The organism is Mongoliimonas terrestris (genome assembly GCF_001927285.1).
Taxonomy (GTDB): Bacteria; Pseudomonadota; Alphaproteobacteria; order Rhizobiales; family Pleomorphomonadaceae; genus Chthonobacter; species Chthonobacter terrestris.
Genome location: NZ_MSIG01000003.1, coordinates 1 through 14,492 on the forward strand (window position 1 = coordinate 1; position 14,492 = coordinate 14,492).

Sequence of the window (14,492 nt, forward strand, 5' to 3'; positions counted from 1 at the left end):
AGGAGGGGGCGGCGTCGGTCGTGCGACACGGGCGGTTCCCTTGCGCCGGGGAAGCCGGGAACCCGGGCGGTGACGGGCGGGTTGACGGGAGGGCTCGCCGGCGGGCGGCGGGACCGTTGGCAAGGACCGTCGATGCGCACCATCGCCCACATTTCCGATCTCCACTTCGGCCGGGTCGACGACCGGGTGGTGGAGGCGTTGGTCGACGACCTGAACGCCTTTGCGCCCGACCTCGTGATCATCAGCGGCGACTTCACCCAGCGGGCGAAGAAGCGCGAGTTCTGCGACGCCAAGGCCTTCGTGGGGCGGCTTCAGGCGCCCTGGTTCGCGGTGCCGGGCAACCACGACATCTCCTTCCACCACCTGTTCCAGCGTTTCTTCGACCCGTGGCGGCGCTACCGGCGCTACATCCACCGGGAGGTGGAGCCGGTGTTCGAGGACGACGAGATCTTCGTCATCGGCATCAACACGGCCCGGCGGGTGGCGCTGGAGTTCGACTGGTCGCACGGGCGCATCAGCGAGGACCAGATCGTCCGCACGGCGCGGCGGCTCGCCCGGGTGCCGGACCACAAGTTCAAGATCGTCGTCGGCCACCACCCCTTCCTGCCGCCGCCCTATGCGCCGGACACCCGCGTGGTGGGCCGCTCCGACGAGGCCATGCGCATGTTCGAGCGCCACGGGGTGCGGCTGGCGCTCGCCGGGCATCTGCACCGGGGCTATCTGAGGGTGGTGGAGCCGGCGGCGGTCGATCCGCGCCGCGCCGCGCCGCGCGCCGCAGGCGACGCGCCGCTCGTCGTGGTGCAGACCGCCTCGGCGACCTCCACGCGGCTTCGCGACGAGCCGAACGCCTACCAGCGCATCCAGATCGAAGACGGCAAGCCGATGATCCGCGCGCGGGTGTGGACCGGCACCGGCTTCGACGACGCCATCACGGTGGACCCGGACACCACGCAGCAGCTCCGCGCCATGGCGTGACGGGCCGCGTCGAGGGGCGTGCCGAGGGACGCCTGCCGGCGGGTGCTTGCGAAACCTATCGGCGCGGTCCGGCATTGGTCCGGGTCTGAACGGATGCGAGGAGCCGGGGCATGACGGATCGGGGCGTTGAGGGTGGGATCGGATCGGCGGGCAACGGAGCGGGCCTTTCCCCGCCTGGGCGGCGCGGGGTGATGGACCTGGTAGCGGTCGCGGTCGCGGTCGGGCTCGCCTGGCAGGCGACCGGCGGGCGCCGACGGGCCAGCGGCGTCTCCACGGGCCGGACGGACCATCCGCCGGTGCCGCCCGGATCCAACCACGCGGCGGACACCGGCACGGCGCTTCGCGACGGACGGGGGCGCGGGGCGGAGCGGCCGTCCGACCTGCCGAAGGCGGGCTGGTCGGACGTGCTCCGGCGCACCTGGGCGGAGATCAACAACGACCGGGTGGTGGCGGTGGGCGCCGGCGTCGCCTTCTACGGGCTCCTGGCCATCTTCCCGTTTCTCGCCGCCTTCATCTCGCTCTACGGCCTGGTGTTCGACCCCGCGACCATCAACCAGCACCTCGCCCAGCTCTCCGGCGTGCTGCCGGCGGCCGGCATGGAGATCATCGGCGGGCAGATGGAGCGGCTGGCGTCCAACGACAGCGGCGCCCTCGGCTTCGGTTTCCTGTTCGGCCTCGCGGTGGCGCTGTGGAGCGCCAACGCCGGCATGAAGGCCATGTTCGACGCGCTCAACGTGGCCTACGAGGAGCGGGAGACGCGCTCCTTCGTGCGCCTGACGCTGATGACGCTCGCCGCCACGCTCGGGGCGGTGCTCTTCCTCATCGCCTGCATCGGCGTCCTGGTGGTGCTGCCGCCGCTCCTCGACGCGGTGGGGCTCGGGCTCGTGACCGAGATGGTGCTGCGCTACGGCCGCTGGCCCATCCTGCTCCTGATCGTCGGCTTCGCCATCGCGCTCCTCTACCGCTACGGGCCGTCGCGGGCGACGCCCAAGTGGCGCTGGATCAGCTGGGGATCGGTGCTCGCCACCGTGCTCTTCGTGATCGTCTCGGTGGGCTTTTCCTTCTACGCGACGAATTTCGCCTCCTACAACGAGACCTACGGCTCGCTCGGGGCGGTGATCGCCTTCATGACCTGGCTGTGGCTCTCGGCCGTGGTGGTGCTGGTCGGCGCCGAGCTCAACGCCGAGCTGGAGCACCAGACCGCCCGCGACACCACCACGGGAGCGCCGGCGCCGATCGGCAAGCGCGGGGCTGTGATGGCCGACACGGTCGGGGCGCCGCAGACCTGAAGGCGGGTGCGTGGCGGGCGGATTCGTCCGGCCTTTGCGCGCTCGGTCGGGGGGCGGGTCGCGCCGACCGGAACCTGTCCGGGATGCGGGGCCGTGGTCAGACGAGGGCTTGGGCGCAGAGCTTGTGGCGCATGGCCTCCACGGTGGCGCGGTCGGTGCGCCGCATCAGGGGCGGACCCCAGCCGAGCGCCGTCACGCGCGGGTCGGCGGCGGCCGACGGCAGCGAGCAGGAGGCGTGGATCTCGGTGACGCCGGTGCGGCGGATCAGTTCGATCACCGTGTCGGCCCGGACGCCGCCGCCCGCCATGACGGCGAAGCGGTCGCGGGCCGCCTCGCGCACCAACGCGATGGTCTCGGCCCCGTCGAGCGCCGCCAGCGTGCCCCCGGAGGTGAGCACCCGGTCGATGCCGAGGCCGGCGACGATCTCCACCGCCTCCAACGGATCCGGCGCCAGATCGAACGCCCGGTGCAGCACCACGGTGAGGCCCTTGGCGGCCGCCACCAGCTGTTCCAGCGCCTTCTCGTCCAGCCGCCCGTCCGGCCGGCTGGCGCCGATCACCACGCCGGCCGCCCCGGCGGCGCGGGCCGCGTCGATGTCGTGGCGGATGATGTCGAGGCAGCGGGGCGTGTAGACGAAGTCGCCGGAGCGCGGCCGCATGATGGCGTGGAAGGGGATGCCGGCGCCGGCGGCGAGGCGCATGAAGCCGATGCTCGGCGTCAGGCCGCCGAGCTCCAGCGCGCTCGTCAGTTCGACCCGGTCGGCGCCGCCCGCCACCGCGGCGTCGAGGCCGGAGAGATCGCTGACACAGACTTCCAGAATGATGCTCATCGCCACGCCATGATGTGAGGCCGACCGGTGGCGCGGGACCGGGCCCCGCGGCCGTGTTTCGAAGAGCCGATGCTTCTCCGTCGGAACGGTTCCGAAAGGCAAGAGGGCGGGCCGGGAAGCTGCCATACCACGAACGCAGATCTCGGCTCCGCCCCAGCCGTCGCTCTCTTACATCCGACAATTGTTACGAAAAAACGATGAGCCTTTGCCGATGCCGATCCGGCGTTTGCCGCAGCATGGCCGCGGGCGCCGCCTTGGGGGCGGGGAGAGCGCGGCGGAAACGGGCGAGGCGAGCGCGCGGCGCGGCGCGATCGCAGGGCGGCGACGCCGGGCGGCCGGAAGGGCTGCGACCCCGGGCATCCGCAACGCTGCGACATTGACGCGCGGCGCCGCGTCTGCTGAAGAAAGGGCTCGTCCAGCCAGCGCCGCGAGCCGAGGACGCCCATCCGCCGCGCCCGGTCGCCGGAGGTTGAAAGGACGACGCTCATGATCACCCGCAGGCGCCTCATCGCCGGCGCGGGCGGCCTCGCGGCCATGGCCGTGGCCGGCCGGGTCGCTCCGTCGCGCGCCGGCCGCGACCCGGCCTTCGCCGAGACGCTCGGCCCCGCGGCGGTGCCGGAGGGTCGCGCCACCGTGGCGCTCGACCTCGTCGCCGCCGAGCGGCCGACGGCGCTGCCCTGCTTCGGCGGCCGGACGCTGCCGCTCTGGACCTTCTCCGACGCCGACCCGCTGCCGGTGGTGCGCATGCGCCTCGGCGACCGGCTGGTGACGCGGCTCCAGAACCGTCTGCCGCGGGCGGGCGAGCACACGTCCATCCACTGGCACGGCATCCGCCTGCCGAACCGGGAGGACGGGGTGCCCTACCTCACCCAGCCGCCAACGGTGGTGGGGGAGAGCCACACCTACGACTTCGTGCCGCCGGACACGGGCAGCTTCTTCTTCCACACCCACTGCAACACGGTGGAGCAGCTCGGCCGGGGCCTTGCCGGCCTCCTGATCGTGGAGGGCGACGAGACGGAGCCCTATGACGGGGAGGTGGTGCTCGCCGTGCGCGACTGGCGGATCGGCGCGGACGGCGGCTTCCTGCCCTTCCTCACCGACCGGGGCGCCAGCGCGGCGGGCTCGTTCGGCACCGTGCGGAGCACCAACGGGGCGGATGTGGCCGCCGCCACCGTGCCGGCCGGGGCGGACGTGCGGGTGCGGGTCTACAATCTGGATGCAAGCCGCGTCATGGCGGTCGGCGTGGAAGGCGCCGAGGCGGCGGTGGTGGCGGTGGACGGGATCGCGGTGCCGCCGTTTCCGCTGACGAGCTGGGTGATGGGGCCGGCCATGCGGCTCGACCTCGTGGTGCGCACGCCGGCGGACGGCGGGGTGGCGACGGTGGTGGACTGGCGGCCGGCGACGCCGAAGACGCTCGCCACGCTGACGGCGGCGGGTGAACGCAAGCGCCTGACGGCCTTCTCGCCGGCACCGCTCCGCCGGGCGGCGATCGCCGTGCCGGACCTGTTGGCGGCCGAGCGGCTGACCTTCGCGCTCTCCACCACGGCGACCGGGCAGGCGGTGGGGGCGGCGCTCGCCGCCGCCGGGGGTATGGAAGGCGGTGTCGGGGGGCTGCCGGGGCCGGACGACCTCTGCCTCTCCGACCGCACCTTCTGGGCGATCAACAAAGCGGCCTGGCCGGCCGACGGCCACAACCGCCTGCCGCCGCCGCTGGCGGTGCTGCGGCGGGGCGGCAGCTATGTGGTGGAGCTCGTCAACACCACGCGGCACATCCACCCGATCCACATCCACGGGCACACGTTCACGGTCATCGGCTCCAACGACCGGCCGCTGCCGGTGCACCACGCCGACACGGTGCTGGTCTATCCGAAGGAGCGAGTGGAGGTGGCGTTCGTCGCGGACAATCCGGGCGACTGGATGGTCCACTGCCACCTGATCGAGCACCAGGAGACCGGCATGATGGGCTATCTGAGGGTGGCGTGAGCCGGCGCGGGATGCGGCCGCTTGGCTAGAGGTTGCCGCCGATCAGCGAGTTGCGCAGGCGCATGGCGAGCTCGGGCGTCGAGAAGATGTCGAGCCGGAAGTTGGGCAGCACCGGGTAGTGGTCCAGGGTGTGGGCGGTGAAGCCGTTCTCCTGGGTGAGCACGCACGGGGTGAAGCCCGCGCCGGAGGTGGCCATGTGGTAGGCGTAGCCGCAGTCGTTCACCTCGATCACGTTGTCGACCCGGAAGCCGTGCTCGATCAGCACGTACTTGGCCCGCTCCCAGACCGCCGACTCCTGCTTGGAGTATATGAAGGTGCCGTTGTCGGTACCGATCCAGCGGGCCGGGAAGTCGATGTAGAGGGAGGATCGGCGGCGCAGGGCCGGGATGACGATGCGGATGTCGAAGTCGGTGCGAAGGGCGATCTCGCGGCTGTCCAGGAACTCGATGTCGAAGGTCGCCGGCTCCTCCGAGAGCGCCGTCTGCAGAAAGCGCGTGACGTCGCGGCCGCTGAGGAGGGGCGAGATGCCGATCTTGATCTTGCTCGCCGCCACCGAGGTGATCTGGACCTCTGTGTAGATCTCCAGCATCTTGGTGAAGGACTTGACGATCTGCATGCCGGCCGGCGTCACGGTGACGCTGGAGCCGGAGCGGTCGAAGATGCGGGCGTTGATCTCCTCCTCGGCGCGCTTGACGGCCAGCGACACGGCCGGCTGCGAGATGCCGAGCATGTCGGCGGTCTTGGAAAAGCTCCCCGTCTCCGAAATGCGGACTATGATTTCAATGTCCCGGATCCGCATAGACATCTTCGCTCCCGTCGCCATCAGCCAGTTGTTCTGTTGATGCGGGGACATGCGTCATCCTTTCGCGCCGCCGCGCGACCCGGATCCATACCGCCCCCACCGGCGATGAGGGAACGTTATCCCTACCGCCGACCCATCCGCAACTCTATGAATGGCCATACCAGAAAATGCTGTTCACTACGATAATATAGTACACCCAACATCATTAATTACCAATGGTCCAGACCCGCTCCTGCGCATCCGGCATTCATTGTCCACAGGGCGGAATTGCGGCGTCCCGCGAGTCCGGACGGGGTCATCCAACGTGCGGTTTCGGGCCGCCCCACATGAGGGAGGACACCATGTCGCAGGCCTTAGCCGGGTCAGCGTCGCTGCCCTCAGTTGCGCTGGACGAGGCAGCTGCCGCCGTCAACGCGCAGGCGGCGGCAAAGGGCGTTGGCCTCCTTGCGGGTCTCCATTGGGATGCGCACCCGGTAGAATCGGCGCGGGCCGCGCCCGCCGACGCGGGTGCCGATGACCAGCGGCTGAAAGTCGGCAAGGACGCGGGCGTGGCGGGACTGCAGCCGGGCGAAGCTGGCGAGCACGCGGGTCTTGGAATAGTTGCCGGCAAGCTGCACGCCCCAGGGCGCCATCGGCCCGTCGTAGAGGCCCTCCGACGACGGCACCTCCGTGCGGATCGACGCGACGACCGTCAGGCACGGCTGATCGGCGAGGGTGGCGACCACGGTGGGCGCCGGGGCGGGGGGCGTCGTGGCATCGGCGACATCGGCCGGAGAGGCGACGTCGGCCGGGGTGGGGGCGGATGCCGCGACGGCGGGGGCTTCGGCGGGGGGCGGCGTGTCCGCGCCCGGTGGTTCGACGGTTGGTAATTCGGCGACCGATATGTCGGGAGACGGCATTTCGACGGCCGGCAGGTCGGCCGGGGGCGTTTCGGGGGCGGCCGTCGCGGCCGGGCGGGGCGTCGGCAGCGGCGCGGCGGGCGGAAAGCGGATGGGATCGCCGGCAAGGAAGGCGTCGGCGTCGTGGCCGGTGACGAAGCGCACGTAGGCCTCCGTCTCGAACGGCAGGCCGGCCTCGCCCGCCTGCCAGCGCTCCACCCGGCGCGGCCCGGCGTTGTAGCCGGCGGCAGCGAGCCCGAGGTTGCCGAACCGGTCGCGGAGATCGTCGAGGAGCGCGGCGGAGGCCGGGATCGCCTGTTCCGGGTCGAACGGGTCGGCAAGTCCGCGCTCCGCCGCCGTGCCGGGCATGAACTGGGCGATGCCCTGGGCACCGGCGCGGCTGGTGACCGTGCGGCGGAAGCTGCTCTCGCGCCAGATCAGCCGGGTGAAGAAGCGGACGGGCAGATCGTGGGTGCGCGCGGCGTCCTCGATCAGCCGGCAGATCGCCTCGTGCACCGTCTCGTCCCGGGCAAGGGCCGGCGGGGCGGGGATGGCGGCAAGGGCAAGGGCGAGGAAGACGGCGACGGCGGGAGCGGAAACGGCGGGGCGGGCGCGATGCCAGGCCAAGGCGGCACCTCCGGAGACGGCGGGGCGGCCGGTGCGCCGCCGCTGGACTTTCGTGGATGTCGCATTCTTCGCCGCGGCGGGCAAGAGCGCTTTGGAGGGTGGAGGGTGGAGGGTCAGGGCGGAGCGCCTCTCCGGATCGGGGTGGATCGGAACCCTCCGGTCCCGGGTCGGTTGACCTTTTTGAGACCGTGACGGCCAACCGGGAGTGCCCAGATGCCGACCGAACTGCCGACCCCCAAGCCCACCAATCCGGGCACCGAAAAAATGCCGGAGGATCCCTCCGACGTGGAACGCCAGAAGGTGATCGACAGCGAGCCGGAAAGCGACCTGCCGGATCCCTTGCCGGGCCTGGTGCCGGGCACCCTGGTGCCGGGCGTGCCCGGCGTGATGTGACATCCGACCCGGCTCGTACGCGCCGATCGGACGCCCTTTTCAGCCCCGCGACGGATCCCCGTCGCGGGGCTTTCATTATTTCGGCCGGCGAAACGGATCCTTCGCCTTGAGAAGGAGTTGATGGGCGAGCGGCGGTCGGGCGGCTCCGGTGGGGATCTTCAAGGAGAACGCCATGATGCGTCTTGCCTGCGGTCTTGCGATCGGCCTTGCGGCTCAAGCCTTCGTCCCGTCCGCCGTCGCCCACCAGGCCCCCGGCGGGTGGACCTACGACATGGTCTGCTGCAGCAGCATGGACTGTCGGCCGGTCTCGGCCGAAGAGGTGCAGGCGACCCGCGTCGGCTGGCGCATCGCCAGGACGGGCGAGGTCATCCCTTACGCGCTGGTGCGCCACTCGCGCGACGGCGATTTCCACCGCTGCTCGGTCGGCGGCCTGGACGAGACGAAGACCATCTGCCTCTACGCGCCCGAAATGACCTTCTGATCCGGGGCGGGAAAGCGCCCGACCAGGGCACCCGGGCCGGCGTGGAGCGCGACGCAACTCGGCCGCAATCGGGCCGGACACTCGGGCTCCACGCGGTCGCGTGTGATGGCCGGCCGGTGGGGCCGTCCGCTCTTCGGACGAGGTCCAGAAACGATTGACCGGTCGACGCCCTCTTCTGTTCCGCCTGTCGCGGGCCGGCCGGCTGGTGGCGCTCGTCGCCGCCTTCGCCATGCTGCTCTCCACGGCCGGATCGGTGCTTCCGGGCGCCGTCGCCGCCGGCCGCTTCCTGGCGGCGCGGGACGACCCGGCGCGCCTTACGGATCTTGAGCTGGAGGCGATCGACCGGGACGGGGGCGCGCTTGCCGCGCGCGTCGCGACCGAGATCGACGCGGCGCTTGCGGCCGAGGACGGCGACCTGGCGGCGAGCTTCGTGGCCCTGGCCGACGAGCGCGGCATTCCGGTCGACACCGCCCGCCGGGCCAGGGTGCAGGCGGCGACGGCCGGCGGCTGGCTGGCCGCCGCCGGGGCCTTCGCGACGGGGTTCGCCACGGGCGAGATCGACGACATGGCGGGGCTGGCCGGCGCGGTGGCGGGCGACCTCGTCGGCGTCGGCGACGTGCGGGACCTCTCGCGCGAAGGCCTGAAGGCGCTCTCCGGCGAGGAGACGGACACGCTGGTGGTGGGCCTCTCGGTTGCCGGGCTCGCGGTGACCGGCGCCACCTGGACGTCGCTCGGGGCCGCGGCCCCGGCGCGGGCGGGGCTGACCGTGCTGAAGACCGCCGCGCGGGCGGGGCGCTTGTCGGCGGGGCTTGCCGCCGACCTCGCCCGGCTCGCCCGCCGGGCGGTGGACCCGGCGCTCGCCCGGCGGGTCGCGTCCACGACGGACGGGGCGGCCCTGAAGGCGCTGGCGCGGGGCGACGGCGCGGCGCCGCTGATCGCCGTCGGGCGCGACGTGGCGCGGGTGCACGGGCGGGCGGGGCCGAAGGCGGTCGCCGACGCGCTCCACCACGCGACGAACGCCACGGACCTTGCCAAGGCGGCGGTGCTCTCCGACCGCTTCGGCGACGGCACCCGGGCGGTGATGAAGCTTCTAGGCCGGTCGGCGCTGGTGCTGACGCGGAGCCTGGACCTTCTGCTCGGCTGGCTGGCGGCTGCCCTCGGCTGGGCCTATGCGCTCGCGGCGGCGTCGGCGGCGACGGGCCGAACGCTCGCCCGCCTGTTGCCGCCGATCCGCCGGTCCGCACGGAAAAGCGCACGGGAGCGCACCGGGGCGAGCGGTTCAGGTTCGCTTTTGTTTCACTCCATTTCCCCTTAATGGCGAGAGGGTTCGCCCGCACTTCAGGCGCGCGCCCATTCGTGCTCTTCTGGCTTTGGCGGTGGGGGGCAAATCCATCGTCGTCTCCGTCTCGTCTCCCTAGGCGCCGGGCTTTCCTCCGAGCCGCGCCACGACGGCCAGACCGCACATCGACTGACGGCAGTCCCGCTCGCCGTTCCGGCTCGCCCGGCGGCAAGACCCGGCCTGCATCGACCGCTCCGGCAACGGGGCGGTCTTTTTTCGTGCGCCGCCGTTCACGGCGAAGCGGGTGGTGAACGGCCGGGCCGGTGTCCGCGTTGGCGTTCCAGTGCGCCGGTGGTTGCCCTTGCGGCCGATCTTCGGTACGCGAACGGCACGTGCGGCCGAACCTGCCGCCGCGCCGCCGATCCGACGACGAGAGGGTGCCGATGACCGAGAGACGCCGGAGGCTGCGAACCGTCTTCGCCAGCCTGAGGCAGCCGGGCCGCCGCCGGCGCATCGCCCAACTCCTCGACAGCGTGCTGCCGAAAGCCGCCGCCGAGATGCTCTTCCCGGACGGCGAGGCGCGGGCCGGCCGGCTGGTGGCGGCGTCCTACAACATCCACAAGTGCGTCGGCACGGACGGCAAGTTCGACCCGGAGCGTATCCTGGCGGTGATCCGTGAGCTGGACGCGGACGTGCTCGCCCTGCAGGAGGCGGACCGGCGGCTGGGGCTGCGCCAGGGGCTCCTGGACATCGCGCGGATCGAACGGGAGACGGGCCTCGCCCTCGTGCCGGTGGCGGAGCGGCCGGCGAGCCACGGCTGGCACGGCAACGCCATCTTCGTGCGCGCCGGCACGCCCATGCGGATCCGCCGCCTGACGCTGCCGTGCGCGGAGCCGCGCGGCGCCGTGATGACCGAGCTGGACCTGCCGGGCGGGCAGCTGCGCGTGGTGGCGGCCCATCTGGGGCTGCTCCGCCAGTCCCGCCGGCAGCAGACGGCGGCGCTCGTGCAGGCGATCGACCGGGGCGACCCGATGCCCACCATCCTGATGGGCGACTTCAACGAGTGGCGGCCGGGCCGGCCGGACTCGCCGCTCGCCGCCCTGGAGCCGCTGTTCGGACCCGCGCTCCACAGCCAGCCGAGCTTTCCCTCGCGCCGGCCGATCTTCGCCCTCGACCGCATCCTCGGCTGGCCGCAGGGAACGGTGGAGACAACGGTGGTGCACCACAGCGCGCTCGCCCGGGTGGCCTCCGATCACCTGCCGGTGCGGGCGCTCGTCAACCTCACCGTGCCGCTGCCGATCGCGCCATCGCCGGACGCCGCCCCGTCCGCCGACGTGGAGACGGCCTGACGGCTGCGGTTGGCGTCAGCCGAGAGGGCGCGCTAGCCGAGGGTGGCGCTTCGGGGCACGTGGATTTCTAGGGCGAGGCCCTCCGGCCGCCAGTCGTAGACCATTTGGCCGGAAAGCTGGTCGGCGACGCTGCGGGCGGCGAGATCGGTGCCGAAGCCGCGCCGCGTCGGCGGGCCGGCAACGGCGGGGCCGCCGGTCTCGGTCCAGGTGAGGCGGATGCTGTCGGCATCGACCGCGACAGTGACGGCGACGCGGCCGGCGGGCGCCGACAGGGCGCCGTACTTCACCGCGTTGGTGGCCTGCTCGTGGAGCACCAGGGCGAGCGAGGCGGCGGTGCGCGGGCCGATGGCGATGTCGTCGCCGGAGACGGTCAGGCGGTCGTCGCCGGGACCGCGGTAGGGCGACAAGAGCGCGCGGACGAGGGCCTGGAGCTCCGCCTCCGGCCGGCTGGTGGCGGTCTGCGGGCGGACCGAGTCGTGGGCGCGGCTGAGCGCCGCCAGCCGCTCCTGCAGCACCTCCACCCCGTCGCGGGCCGCGGCGTTGCCGCGGAAGGTGAAGCGCACCAGGCTGGAGACGACGGCGAAGATGTTCTTGATCCGGTGGACGAGCTCGCGGCTGAGAAGGGCGACCGCCTCGGCGGTGCGCTTCTCGTCCTCGATGTCGGTGGCGGTGCCGTACCAGGCGACGACCGTTCCGGCGGCGTCGCGCACCGGGATGCCGCGCGAGGCGAACCAGCGGTAGCTGCCGTCGCGGGTGCGGATCCGGTGCTCGATGAAGTGGTCCGTCCCGGCGCTGAGGGCCGCGCTCCACGCGGCGGCGGTGACGGCCCGGTCGTCCGGGTGGATCATGGCCTGCCAGTGGGCGCCGTAGCCCTCGCGCGGATCGCCGCCGAGATAGTCGCGGAAGCGGGCGTTCATGAAGGTGATGCCGCCGTTGGGATCGGCCGCCCAGGCGATGTGCGGGATGGTGTCGATGAGGAGGGCGAGATCCGGACCGTCGCCCTCGGGGCGGGGCGCCGGGACCGGCTCCGCGTCTGGTTGTGGGTGGCGGCCCGCCACGAGGTCGGGCCGGTCGTCGAACCGGAGGCTGACGCCGGACGCGCCGGCAAGCCGCATCAGCCGTTCCATCTCCACGGCGAGAAGGGCCTCCGGCGGGGTCTCGACGGCGGGCCGGGTCTCCGGGTCCTGCTGTTCGGTCGACTGGGGGATCATCGGACGTGCGGGCTTTCGTGATCGACGGATGGGCCGGCCCGTCCCGTCGGCCGAAGCGGCGCGGGTGGCGGGGTGATGGAGGACGGGGCAGGTCAACGACCGGCCTCCGCCTCGGCTTCGGCGGGAATGGTCGGGTAGATGCCGCCGAGCACGCCCTCATAGTGGAGGCGGACGGCGGCGTAGCACTCGCAGGAGGCGCGCTCCAGGCCTTCCCGACTCAGCACCTGGATGGTGCCGCGGCCGGCGCGCACCAGTCCGCGCCGGGAGAGGGCGCCGAGCACCCGCGACAGGTAGGTGCGCTGGACGCCGAGCATCTCGGCGAGGGTCTGCTGGGTGACGGGCAGGTCGTCGGCGCCGATGCGGTCGTGCAGCGACAGGAGCCAGCGGGCGCAGCGGCCCTCCATGGGGTGGAGCGCGTTGCAGGCGACCGACTGGAGAATCTGGGCGAGCAGGCAGTCGGCGTAGCGGGCGAACAGGTTGCGGACGGCGACCGAGCGGGACTTCAGGTCCTGCAGGCGCGCGGTCTCGATGCGGATGGCGGGACCGGCCACCTGCACCACGCCGCGGGCGAAGGCCGGCAGGTGGCCCTGGCTGACGATGCCGCCGATGGCGCCCTCCCGGCCGATGGTGGCGGTCTCCACCGCGTCGCCGTTCTCCATGGTGACGATCAGCGCCGCGATGGTGGGGCCGCACGGAAAATGGACGACCGTGACGCTGTCGCCGGGCTCGAACAGCACGTGGCCGCGCGCAAGCGAAACGCGCTCGGCGACGGAGCCGAGAAGCTCCGCGTCGGGCTGCTTCAGGGCATCCAGAAGGCCGTTTCGGAACCGGGATTGTTGAAACACGTCATTGGCCGCAACCAGCGTCATCGCTCGCCCCCTGCACCCGGACATATAACAGTACCGGCATGCATGAGGACTTGTCTAACACGGGTGTTCGGGGTCGTGTGTCTACCAGCATACATACGGGACGCGAAATGCGGAACCATTTCAGCCGACCCGCACGGCCGCTCAGGAGAGCGGATCGGCCCGGACGAGGCGGGCGCGGCCGGCGCCGAGGCCGGCGGCGGCGCAGGCGAGGCCGAGCACGCCGACGAGCACGGCGGTGCCGGTGAAGCTGCCGGTCCAGCCGTTGAGGAGGCCGGCAAGGAGCGGGCCCGCGGCGGCGAGGCTGTAGCCGACCGACTGGGCCATGCTGGAGAGTTCGGCCGCCACCAGCGTGTCGGGCGCGCGGAGCACGATGACCGTGAGGGCGACGGCGATCAGGCTGCCCTGGCCCATGCCCTGGAGGATGGCGAAGCCCCAGACGCTCCAGAGCGGCCCGTAGAAGCAGCCGTAGAGGCCGGCGACCGCGAAGGCCACGATGACGACGGAGATCAGCCGCTGGTCGCGGCCGCGGACGGCGAGCCCCGGCGCGGCGAGGCAGGACACGGTCTGGGCGAGCACGCAGACCGAGACGACGAGGCCGGCGTCGACGCCGGAGAGGCCGCGGGCGCGCAGCATGGGCGCCAGCCAGCCGAACACGATGTAGGCGAGCGCCGACTGCAGCCCCATGAAGAGCGTGACCTGCCAGGCGAGCGGATCGCGGAGGAGCCCGCGCCAGATCCGCCGCCGCCCGACGGCCGACGGGGCGGCGCGGACGGGGGCGTTCCGCGGCTGCTGGACCACCCAGAGGGCGGCGACGAGGAGCGCCGGCAGCGCCCAGACCGCGAGGGCGACGCGCCAGGAGCCGCCGGCCGCCTTCTCCACCGGCACGGTGACGCCGGCGGCAAGCGCGGCGCCGCCGCAGAGCGCCATGGTGTAGAGGCCGGTCATCAGCGCCGCCGAAGCCGGGAAGTCGCGCTTGACGAGGCTCGGCAGGAGCACGTTGCCGGCCGCCACGGCCGCGCCGGTGACGATGGAGCCGACCATCAGGCCGGACGCGCTGCCGTGGCCGCGAAGCGCGGTGCCGACGGCGACCAGCGTCATCGCCAGCATGACGGTGCGCTCGGCGCCGAGCCGGCGGGCGAGCCAGGGCACGAAGGGCGCGAACACCCCCATGGCGAGCACCGGCAAGGTGGTGATGAGGCTGGTGAAGAGGGCCGAGAGGCCAAGGTCGCGGGTGGCGTCCGGCAACACGGCGGAGAGCGACGGGAAGATCGGCCGAAGGTTGAAGGCGACGAGCACCAGGCTGGCGCCGAGAAGCAGCATCGCCCCGCGGCCGAGGGGCGCGCGTGCCGGCGACGACGCGGGGGCGGGCGGTGCGGACGGCGCGGCGGTCATGTCGGGGAACTGCGATCCAGGGCGACGGCCGAGGCGCTGGCCCGAGGCGGGAGCGATCGTGCCGTGGGGGTGGGCAACCTGCCCAAGCGATAGGCGATCTCCTATACGGGGGCCGGACGGCCGGATCAAGCCGCG

General features: G+C 72.6%; 13 protein-coding genes. 7 read left to right on the forward strand and 6 right to left on the reverse strand.

Features of this window, described 5'->3' with window-relative positions:
- Window positions 1–132 precede the first annotated feature (132 nt).
- Both BUQ68_RS04650 and BUQ68_RS04655 read left to right on the forward strand, forming a co-directional pair.
- A complete protein-coding gene (locus tag BUQ68_RS04650; protein WP_075214797.1) occupies window positions 133–975 on the forward strand; it encodes a metallophosphoesterase family protein in 843 nt (280 codons plus the stop codon).
- Between the two features lie 191 nt (window positions 976–1,166).
- Window positions 1,167–2,264: a YihY/virulence factor BrkB family protein gene (locus tag BUQ68_RS04655; RefSeq protein ID WP_083656291.1), complete on the forward strand. Its 1,098-nt coding sequence runs from the start codon at window positions 1,167–1,169 to the stop codon at window positions 2,262–2,264.
- A 97-nt stretch (window positions 2,265–2,361) separates the two neighbouring features.
- On the opposite strand, the gene BUQ68_RS04660 is transcribed toward BUQ68_RS04655, so the two are convergent.
- Entirely contained in the window at window positions 2,362–3,093 is a 732-nt protein-coding gene (locus tag BUQ68_RS04660) for a copper homeostasis protein CutC (protein ID WP_075214798.1), read from the reverse strand.
- Window positions 3,094–3,579: 486 nt separating this feature from the next.
- Between BUQ68_RS04660 and BUQ68_RS04665 the strand changes: the two genes are divergently transcribed.
- Window positions 3,580–5,076 (forward strand): multicopper oxidase family protein, encoded by a 1,497-nt coding sequence (locus tag BUQ68_RS04665; protein ID WP_075214799.1) that lies wholly within the window; start codon window positions 3,580–3,582, stop codon window positions 5,074–5,076.
- Between the two features lie 25 nt (window positions 5,077–5,101).
- On the opposite strand, the gene BUQ68_RS04670 is transcribed toward BUQ68_RS04665, so the two are convergent.
- Together BUQ68_RS04670 and BUQ68_RS04675 are read right to left on the reverse strand one after the other, a co-directional pair.
- Entirely contained in the window at window positions 5,102–5,929 is an 828-nt protein-coding gene (locus tag BUQ68_RS04670; protein WP_083656292.1) for a LysR family transcriptional regulator, read from the reverse strand.
- 326 nt (window positions 5,930–6,255) lie between these two features.
- Entirely contained in the window at window positions 6,256–7,383 is a 1,128-nt protein-coding gene (locus tag BUQ68_RS04675) for a lytic transglycosylase domain-containing protein (protein WP_075214801.1), read from the reverse strand.
- A 213-nt stretch (window positions 7,384–7,596) separates the two neighbouring features.
- Between BUQ68_RS04675 and BUQ68_RS24155 the strand changes: the two genes are divergently transcribed.
- The 4 genes from BUQ68_RS24155 to BUQ68_RS04695 all read left to right on the forward strand — a co-directional run bounded on the left by BUQ68_RS24155 (window position 7,597) and on the right by BUQ68_RS04695 (window position 10,885).
- Window positions 7,597–7,776 carry a hypothetical protein gene (locus tag BUQ68_RS24155; RefSeq protein ID WP_075214802.1) on the forward strand — a complete coding sequence of 60 codons (180 nt, stop codon included), beginning with the start codon at window positions 7,597–7,599 and terminating at the stop codon, window positions 7,774–7,776.
- 172 nt (window positions 7,777–7,948) lie between these two features.
- On the forward strand, window positions 7,949–8,257 hold the full coding sequence (locus tag BUQ68_RS04685) for a hypothetical protein (protein WP_083656335.1): 309 nt from the start codon (window positions 7,949–7,951) through the stop codon (window positions 8,255–8,257).
- Between the two features lie 154 nt (window positions 8,258–8,411).
- Window positions 8,412–9,572 carry a hypothetical protein gene (locus BUQ68_RS04690; RefSeq protein WP_083656294.1) on the forward strand — a complete coding sequence of 387 codons (1,161 nt, stop codon included), beginning with the start codon at window positions 8,412–8,414 and terminating at the stop codon, window positions 9,570–9,572.
- Window positions 9,573–9,979: 407 nt separating this feature from the next.
- Window positions 9,980–10,885, forward strand: coding sequence for an endonuclease/exonuclease/phosphatase family protein (locus BUQ68_RS04695; RefSeq protein WP_083656336.1), 906 nt, complete (start codon window positions 9,980–9,982; stop codon window positions 10,883–10,885).
- 32 nt (window positions 10,886–10,917) lie between these two features.
- Here the strand turns inward: BUQ68_RS04695 and BUQ68_RS04700 are convergent, their stop codons facing one another.
- From BUQ68_RS04700 to BUQ68_RS04710, 3 genes are all read right to left on the reverse strand, one after another.
- Window positions 10,918–12,096 (reverse strand): HWE histidine kinase domain-containing protein, encoded by a 1,179-nt coding sequence (locus BUQ68_RS04700; RefSeq protein WP_075214804.1) that lies wholly within the window; start codon window positions 12,094–12,096, stop codon window positions 10,918–10,920.
- Window positions 12,097–12,188: 92 nt separating this feature from the next.
- Window positions 12,189–12,965, reverse strand: a complete 777-nt coding sequence (locus BUQ68_RS04705; RefSeq protein ID WP_075214805.1) for a Crp/Fnr family transcriptional regulator — start codon at window positions 12,963–12,965, stop codon at window positions 12,189–12,191.
- A gap of 141 nt (window positions 12,966–13,106) precedes the next feature.
- On the reverse strand, window positions 13,107–14,357 hold the full coding sequence (locus tag BUQ68_RS04710; RefSeq protein ID WP_075214806.1) for an MFS transporter: 1,251 nt from the start codon (window positions 14,355–14,357) through the stop codon (window positions 13,107–13,109).
- Window positions 14,358–14,492 lie beyond the last annotated feature (135 nt).

Excerpts from the sequence above, each read along its gene's own strand:
- BUQ68_RS04685 (WP_083656335.1), top strand. The coding sequence starts at position 7,949 with ATGATGCGTCTTGCCTGCGGTCTTGCGATCGGCCTTGCGGCTCAAGCC.
- BUQ68_RS24155 (WP_075214802.1), top strand. The coding sequence starts at position 7,597 with ATGCCGACCGAACTGCCGACCCCCAAGCCCACCAATCCGGGCACCGAA.
- BUQ68_RS04695 (WP_083656336.1), top strand. The coding sequence starts at position 9,980 with ATGACCGAGAGACGCCGGAGGCTGCGAACCGTCTTCGCCAGCCTGAGG.
- BUQ68_RS04650 (WP_075214797.1), top strand. The coding sequence starts at position 133 with ATGCGCACCATCGCCCACATTTCCGATCTCCACTTCGGCCGGGTCGAC.
- BUQ68_RS04665 (WP_075214799.1), top strand. The coding sequence starts at position 3,580 with ATGATCACCCGCAGGCGCCTCATCGCCGGCGCGGGCGGCCTCGCGGCC.
- BUQ68_RS04670 (WP_083656292.1), bottom strand. The coding sequence starts at position 5,929 with ATGTCCCCGCATCAACAGAACAACTGGCTGATGGCGACGGGAGCGAAG.
- BUQ68_RS04710 (WP_075214806.1), bottom strand. The coding sequence starts at position 14,357 with ATGACCGCCGCGCCGTCCGCACCGCCCGCCCCCGCGTCGTCGCCGGCA.
- BUQ68_RS04705 (WP_075214805.1), bottom strand. The coding sequence starts at position 12,965 with ATGACGCTGGTTGCGGCCAATGACGTGTTTCAACAATCCCGGTTCCGA.
- BUQ68_RS04700 (WP_075214804.1), bottom strand. The coding sequence starts at position 12,096 with ATGATCCCCCAGTCGACCGAACAGCAGGACCCGGAGACCCGGCCCGCC.
- BUQ68_RS04660 (WP_075214798.1), bottom strand. The coding sequence starts at position 3,093 with ATGAGCATCATTCTGGAAGTCTGTGTCAGCGATCTCTCCGGCCTCGAC.
- BUQ68_RS04655 (WP_083656291.1), top strand. The coding sequence starts at position 1,167 with ATGGACCTGGTAGCGGTCGCGGTCGCGGTCGGGCTCGCCTGGCAGGCG.